We start from the raw sequence: 7,265 nt of genomic DNA on the forward strand, positions 1-7,265 counted from the left end.
CTTTTGGTCCAGCTTTTGCCGAGGGCTGGCGGTGCCAGCCCGCAGCGCAAAAGGTGGGTGCGTGGCGTTCGAGTTCCGGCTGGACGCGTTGGCGTAGATCAGTACGTTTCGATGTCGACGCCGAGCCGTTCGAAATCCGTGACGTTTCGCGTGAGAACCGGCTCGCCGACGATTTCGGCCGTCGCACCGATGATGACATCGCCGTCACCGAGGGCGTTCCCCTCGTTTGCCAGCTCGCCGGCGAGGCGCCCTAACCGAGTCGTTTAACACCAATCCTCCGGTAGCGTCACCCGAGCAATGCCGAGCGGAGAATACGACCCCGAGACGGTCGAACGGCAGTGGCAGGAGCGATGGGTCGAGGAGGATCTGTACGCCTACGGGGACGGGGCTGTAGATCCGGACACCGTCTTCTCCATCGACTCGCCGCCGCCGACGGTCTCGGGGAGCCTCCACTGGGGCCACGTCTACGGTTTCACCCTTCAGGACTTCGTCGCCCGCTACAACCGAATGCAGGGCGAGGACGTGTTCTTCCCGTTCGGCTACGACGACAACGGCATCGCCTCCGAACGCCTCACGGAGGACGAACTCGGGGTCCGCCACCAGGACTACGGCCGTCGGGAGTTCCAGGAGAAATGTCGCGAGGTCTGTGCGCAGTACGAAGCGGAGTTCACCGAGAAGATGCAGAACCTCGGCATCTCCATCGACTGGTCGGAGACCTACCAGACCATCTCGCCCGAGGTCCAGCGGACTTCACAGCTCTCGTTCGTCGACCTCTACGAACAGGGTCGGGAGTATCGCCAGCGCGCGCCCGCCATCTGGTGTCCGGAGTGTGAGACGGCCATCTCGCAGGTCGAGACCGAGGACGACGAACAGGACAGCCACTTCCACGACATCGCGTTCGATGTCGTCGAGGACGGTGCGGACCTCCCGGAGACGTTCACCATCTCGACGACTCGACCCGAACTCCTGCCGGCCTGCGTCTCGGTGTTCGTCCACCCCGACGACGAGGCGAACGAACATCTCGTCGGCAACCACGCGCGCATTCCTCTGTTCGGCCAGGAGGTGCCCATCATCGAGGACGAACGCGTCGACATGGGGACGGGATCGGGCGTCGTGATGTGCTGTACCTTCGGCGACCAGACCGACATCGAGTGGTACCAGGCTCACGACCTCGACCTGCGAATCGCCATCGACGAGTCGGGGACGCTGACCGACGTGGCGGGGGAGTACGCCGGACTCGACCGCGACGAAGCCCGCGAGGCCATCGTCGCCGACCTCGACGAGGCGGGCGCCCTGCTCGACCGACGGGCGATCACCCACACCGTCAACGTCCACGAACGCTGTGGCACGAGCATCGAGTTCCTCGTCACCGAGCAGTGGTACGTCAAACTCCTCGACAAAACCGAGGAGTATCTGGAAGCGGGCCGACAGATGGAGTGGTATCCGGAGAAGATGTTCACGCGATACCGCAACTGGATCGAGGGGCTCCAGTGGGACTGGGCCATCTCCCGGCAGCGCTCCTCTGGCATCCCCTTCCCGGTCTGGTACTGCGCGGACTGTGACGAGGAGGTCGTCGCCGATCGCGACCGGTTGCCGGTCGATCCGCTCTCGGACGACCCGCCGGTCGACGCCTGTCCAGCCTGTGGCCACGACGGGTTCGTCCCCGAGGACGACGTCTTCGACACGTGGGCCACCTCCTCTTTGACGCCGCTGATCAACGCCGGCTGGGACTGGGACGCGGCGAGCGGGGAGATGGTCATCGAGCGGCCCGAACTCTACCCGATGGATATGCGGCCACAGGGCCACGACATCATCTCCTTTTGGCTGTTCCACACGGTCGTCAAGTGTTACGAGCACACGGGCGAGGTGCCGTTCGACAGCGTGATGATCAATGGGATGGTCCTCGACGAGAACCGGGTGAAGATGTCGAAGTCACTCGGCAACATCGTCTCGCCCGACGAGGTGTTAGAGCAGTACCCCGTCGACGCCGCGCGCTACTGGGCTGCCGGGAGCGCCGTCGGCGACGACCTGCCGTACAAGGAGAAGGGTCTTCGGGCCGGCGAGCGCCTGATGCGGAAGCTCTGGAACGCGTCGAAACTCGTCGACGACCTCACGCCCGCGGAACGGCTCTCGCGACCGGACCTGCGAGAGATCGACCGCTGGCTGCTCGCGGAACTCGACGACCGCATCGAGACGGTAACCGGCCACTTCGAGCGCCGCGAGTTCTCGAAGGCCCGCGACGAACTCCGCTCGTTTTTCTGGCATACCTTCTGTGACGACTACCTCGAAATCGCGAAACAGCGGCTTCGGGACGGTGACGACCGATCCGCGGCCTATACGCTCCAGACGGCCCACCGACGCTTCTGTACGCTGTTTGCCCCCATCCTCGCTCACGTCACCGAGGAACTCTGGCGGGACATGTACGGCGACGGGAGCGTCCACACGGCCGACTGGCCCCAGCCACTCGGGGTCGACGCGGACCTCTCGGCCGGCGAACTGGCGATGGATGTCGTCGCCGCGCTCCGGAAGTACAAGACCGACCACCAACTCTCGATGAACGCCGACGTGGACGCGGTGCGGGTGTACGGCGACGTCGACGCGTTCGCCGACGACATCCGTCGCGTGATGCACGTCGACGAACTCGAATCGGTCGACGAGACTCCGCCGGTCGAGTCCGTCGTGACCGGCGTCGACCTCGATTACTCGCTGGTCGGGCCCGAGTTCGGCAACCAGGTCGGCGACATCGAGGCCGCCATCGCACAGGGCGACTACGAAGTCGTCGACGACCGCCTCCACGCTGCCGGCGTCGAACTCGACGCCGAGATGTTTGAGATCGAGGAGGAACGGCAGTATACGGGCGAGGGCGAGATGATCGAAGCGGGCGACACGGTCGTCATCGTCCGGAACTGAGCCGCGGTCCGTCCCCGGGCAAATATGGTTATCCTTTCAGCGAACGCAGGTGTTTCGTAACACAACACCTCCTCGTTTCGTTCGACGACTCGGCGCTATCGGATCGGGTCTCGAGGTTCGCCTTCCCCGAGGGTCGCCTCACGGCGATGTACGTCATCGACGCTCGTTCGGACGAGACGGCGGGGCGGCCGGGTGGGGAGACACGACCGACCAGTACGAGCGCTGGGTCGACTCCCGGCGCGAGTTCGTGGACGCACAAACGGCCGCCAACGCGTCCGGGGGCCGTACTGGCACGGCCCACAACCCCACCGTGCGGTGCGACGAGTGGGGACCCTCTCTGTCGTGGGTACGGTCTGTGACCGTAGAACCCAACGATTTCCGTCGTGGGAGGATGTCAGGCTGGAGACGGTCGTCGCCTTCGGGAAGTTGACCGACGCCGTCCGGGAGTACTGTAGCCAGCACCCGGTCGATACGGTCATCGTCGTCAGCACGGACCGCGACGCGTTCGGTTCCTACGTCGTCGGCGACGACGTGACTCGAGTCGCCAACACCGCGCCGGTGCCGGTGGTCGTCGTCTAACTACAGATCGGCGCCGACCGCCTCTTCTACCGAGTCGAACCCGTCCCGTTCCAACAGGTCGAGGAGACCACGGTTGATGTCGCGCGCGAGGCCGGGTCCCTCGTACACGAGTCCGGTGTACAACTGGACGATGCTCGCACCCGCGCGAATCTTGCGGTAGGCGCCTTCGGCGTCCGTGATCCCCCCGACGCCGACCACGGGTACGTCGGTGCGCTCGGCGATGAACTCGACCGTTCCCGTGGCGCGTTCCTCGATGGGTTTGCCGGAGAGGCCGCCGCGCTCGGCCCTGTTCGGGTTTTGCAGGCCGGGCGGTCGCTCGACGGTCGTGTTGGTCGCGACGACGCCCGCGAGATCCAAGTCGTCGACGACGGCCAAGGCCTCCTCGATGGCGGGCGTGGCGAGATCCGGGGAGAGTTTGACCAGGAGGGGGTCGGCGCCGGCGTCGACGAGGCCGCCGAGGATGCGCTCGAGTGACTCGCGGTTCTGGAGTTCGCGCAGACCGGGCGTGTTCGGACTGGAGACGTTCACGACGAAGTAATCCCCCGCGTCGGCCACGCGCTCGTAGGTGTATCGGTAGTCGTCGACGGCTTCGTCGAGCGGCGTCGATTTGGACTTCCCGATATTGATCCCGACGGGGTCGTCCGGCAGGTCCGCGTCGTCCAAACGGGCACCGATGCGGTCGGCGCCCTCGTTGTTGAAGCCCATCCGGTTGACGAGCGCGCCGTCCTCCGGGAGGCGAAAGAGACGTGGCCTGGGGTTGCCCGGCTGTCGTTCGGCGGTGACGCCGCCGACTTCGACGTGTGAGAAGCCAAGAGCGGTGAGGATGGCGGGGAGTTCGGCGTTCTTGTCGAAGCCGGCGGCGACCCCGACCGGCGTGTCGAACTCGAGGCCGAACGCCGCGGTTCGCAGTCGGTCGTCGTCGACGGTGTAGCGGTCGCGGAGTACGTCCTCGACGACGGTGTGTTGAACGCTTCGGAGGAGTCGGTGGGTCACCCGATGGGCCGTCTCGGGGGGGAGCGCGAACAGCGCCGGTTTCACCAGATCGTACCCGTTCATGCGGGTCGCCCCGTCCGTTGGCGGCGCGCCGGCGTGCCCCCGTTGTTGCGGACGATCATCGAACTCAGAAGTCGTGTTCGACGTCGTCCGGGTCGGCCTTCTGGATGATGATCTTGCCGTCGCGTACGCGGACGAACACCTCGTCGCCGATATCCATGCCGGCCACGGCGAGTTCGTCTTCGTGCAGGTTGACGTGGACGTTGTGATATTCGCCGTTCTCGTCCTTCGCACCGCTTGGACTGAGCTTCTTTTTCCGGACCATCGGGGGTGTCTAGCCCCCTTTCGCCCTAGGACACACATAAGGCTGTCTACTGTCGCACGTGTTCGCCGTGTCGACACCGCTCTCCGAGCGGCGTCGCATCTCGGTGCCGCCGTGCGTTTATATACGAATCTCCGCCAGAGGCCTCATTTTGCCGATATATTTATGTTGTGCCATGTGTTCGATCCCCATAGAGGTCTCAAATCATGGTACGAGAGGACGGTAAGCGGAACTTCGTGATGCGCGAGGACGGCAAAGAGGATAGCGTGTTCTCGGGGAACATGCCTCGTCAGGCCGCGCTCAAAGCCGCCCGTCGGCTAGATCCGGCGGGTTCGGAGAGCGAGGCGGAAGCCAACGCGACCGAAATCCGTCTCCGCGAGAAGGGGACGGACAAGGTACACATCTTCGACGCGTGGGCGTGGGAGGAGGACGCACCGGACGACAAGCCGGACTGGATGGGCAACCAGATCACGAAAGGCAACGTCTCGAAGAAAGGCATCGAACACCTCGAGGAGTGAGACGGGTTGGTGTGAGCCAGTACCGGTGATTCGACAGGATAGGTCGGCGAACCACCGGTATACAGTCACACCGATCCGTACGAGCACCACCCGCGTCGGGGCACGCCGCGGGTAGCGACGGTCTGTGGCTGGCCGCCCCCGGGCCACCCGTCCCGGTCGCCAGTGCCGACAGGGCTTTGTCCGTGCGCTAACGAAAGTGGTCCGCGTGGCCGCTCCCCGGCGGGACCGACCGTGCGAGCGAGGGATGACCGACCGGCCTCCAGCCGCGCGATACCGTTCTCTCCGTCCTGTGGCTCGTACCCATGAAATCCATTGACGTGGGGCGTTCTACTTCGACGGCCTTATCTATGCCACCGGTCTCTGTTGTAGTACGCGCGTCGTCGGCGTCGATCCGTCCGCCGGACCTGTTCCGGTGGACACATAATCGACGGCCGGCGGCGGGACGCTTCCGACGCCCTTAAGTGATTAAGGGCGTTCGGTGGTACTGTGACGGCGAGGGCGACGGTGCCCTCAACCCCCGGACGACACGCCCGATGCGGCACGATCCACGCCCGATCAACGGGCTTATATGGGTCGCCCTCATCGGTTCAAGTCCGGACGAAACATGAGGATTCCCCCCCTGCGGTCCGCCGTAAGACGGAATCTGATGTGAGCCTCGGTGGTTCGGTGACACCCGATCGATCCGGTGACAGCGAACCACCACCTTGGACCTCAGTGGTCTTTACGACGCGGAAACACTACGTTTCCCGCCACCCCTCTCTCCACACGGAGAGAGCCCATTCCGGTTGATCCTGCCGGAGGCCATTGCTATCGGGGTCCGATTTAGCCATGCTAGTTGTACGAGTTCACACTCGTAGCAAATAGCTCCGTAACACGTGGCCAAACTACCCTACAGAGAACGATAACCTCGGGAAACTGAGGCTAATAGTTCATACCCGTCCCATGTTGGAATACAGGGACGCGCAAACGTTCCGACGCTGTAGGACGTGGCTGCGGCCGATTAGGTAGACGGTGGGGTAACGGCCCACCGTGCCGATAATCGGTACGGGTTGTGAGAGCAAGAACCCGGAGACGGAATCTGAGACAAGATTCCGGGCCCTACGGGGCGCAGCAGGCGCGAAACCTTTACACTGCACGCAAGTGCGATAAGGGGACCCCGAGTGCGAGGGCATACAGTCCTCGCTTTTCACTACCGTAAGGTGGTAGTGGAATAAGAGCTGGGCAAGACCGGTGCCAGCCGCCGCGGTAATACCGGCAGCTCGAGTGATGGCCGATCTTATTGGGCCTAAAGCGTCCGTAGCCGGCCACACAAGTCCATCGGGAAATCCGCCAGCCCAACTGGCGGGCGTCCGGTGGAAACTGTGTGGCTCGGGATCGGAAGACCCAACGGGTACGTCTTGGGTAGGAGTGAAATCCTGTAATCCTGGACGGACCACCGATAGCGAAAGCACGTTGGGAAGACGAATCCGACGGTGAGGGACGAAAGCCAGGGTCTCGAACCGGATTAGATACCCGGGTAGTCCTGGCCGTAAACGATGTCTGCTAGGTGTGGCTCCCACTACGAGTGGGTGCTGTGCCGTAGGGAAGCCGCTAAGCAGACCGCCTGGGAAGTACGTCCGCAAGGATGAAACTTAAAGGAATTGGCGGGGGAGCACTACAACCGGAGGAGCCTGCGGTTTAATTGGACTCAACGCCGGACATCTCACCAGCATCGACAACGGTAATGACGGTCAGGTTGATGACCTTTCCAGAGCCGTTGAGAGGAGGTGCATGGCCGCCGTCAGCTCGTACCGTGAGGCGTCCTGTTAAGTCAGGCAACGAGCGAGACCCGCACTCCTAATTGCCAGCACCGGCTTCGGCCGGGTGGGTACATTAGGAGGACTGCCGTGGCTAACACGGAGGAAGGAACGGGCAACGGTAGGTCAGTATGCCCCGAATGTGCT

General features: G+C 63.8%; 5 protein-coding genes and 1 rRNA gene. 4 read left to right on the forward strand and 2 right to left on the reverse strand.

The window, feature by feature from the left end:
- The first annotated feature begins 297 nt into the window (after nt 1–297).
- Both HALNA_RS18825 and HALNA_RS20760 read left to right on the forward strand, forming a co-directional pair.
- Nucleotides 298–2,910: a valine--tRNA ligase gene (locus HALNA_RS18825; RefSeq protein ID WP_049937922.1), complete on the forward strand. Its 2,613-nt coding sequence runs from the start codon at nt 298–300 to the stop codon at nt 2,908–2,910.
- A gap of 342 nt (nt 2,911–3,252) precedes the next feature.
- Complete coding sequence (locus tag HALNA_RS20760; protein WP_049937924.1) at nt 3,253–3,489, forward strand: universal stress protein; 237 nt, start codon at nt 3,253–3,255, stop codon at nt 3,487–3,489.
- Here the strand turns inward: HALNA_RS20760 and HALNA_RS18835 are convergent, their stop codons facing one another.
- A complete protein-coding gene (locus HALNA_RS18835; protein ID WP_049937925.1) occupies nt 3,490–4,545 on the reverse strand; it encodes a quinone-dependent dihydroorotate dehydrogenase in 1,056 nt (351 codons plus the stop codon). It abuts the gene before it with no gap.
- Between the two features lie 64 nt (nt 4,546–4,609).
- Nucleotides 4,610–4,807, reverse strand: a complete 198-nt coding sequence (locus HALNA_RS18840; protein WP_049937926.1) for a hypothetical protein — start codon at nt 4,805–4,807, stop codon at nt 4,610–4,612.
- Nucleotides 4,808–5,010: 203 nt separating this feature from the next.
- On the opposite strand from HALNA_RS18840, the gene HALNA_RS18845 reads away from it, so the two are divergent.
- Together HALNA_RS18845 and HALNA_RS18850 are read left to right on the forward strand one after the other, a co-directional pair.
- Nucleotides 5,011–5,322, forward strand: a complete 312-nt coding sequence (locus HALNA_RS18845) for a non-histone chromosomal MC1 family protein (protein WP_049937927.1) — start codon at nt 5,011–5,013, stop codon at nt 5,320–5,322.
- Nucleotides 5,323–6,100: 778 nt separating this feature from the next.
- A 16S ribosomal RNA gene (locus HALNA_RS18850) occupies nt 6,101–7,265 on the forward strand; the annotation flags it as partial.

This window comes from Haloplanus natans DSM 17983 (assembly GCF_000427685.1).
GTDB classification, from domain to species: Archaea; Halobacteriota; Halobacteria; order Halobacteriales; family Haloferacaceae; genus Haloplanus; species Haloplanus natans.

What these genes read in the sequence shown, in the direction of transcription:
- HALNA_RS18825 (WP_049937922.1), top strand. Translation starts at nt 298, where the DNA reads ATGCCGAGCGGAGAATACGACCCCGAGACGGTCGAACGGCAGTGGCAG.
- HALNA_RS18835 (WP_049937925.1), bottom strand. Translation starts at nt 4,545, where the DNA reads ATGAACGGGTACGATCTGGTGAAACCGGCGCTGTTCGCGCTCCCCCCC.
- HALNA_RS18840 (WP_049937926.1), bottom strand. Translation starts at nt 4,807, where the DNA reads ATGGTCCGGAAAAAGAAGCTCAGTCCAAGCGGTGCGAAGGACGAGAAC.
- HALNA_RS18845 (WP_049937927.1), top strand. Translation starts at nt 5,011, where the DNA reads ATGGTACGAGAGGACGGTAAGCGGAACTTCGTGATGCGCGAGGACGGC.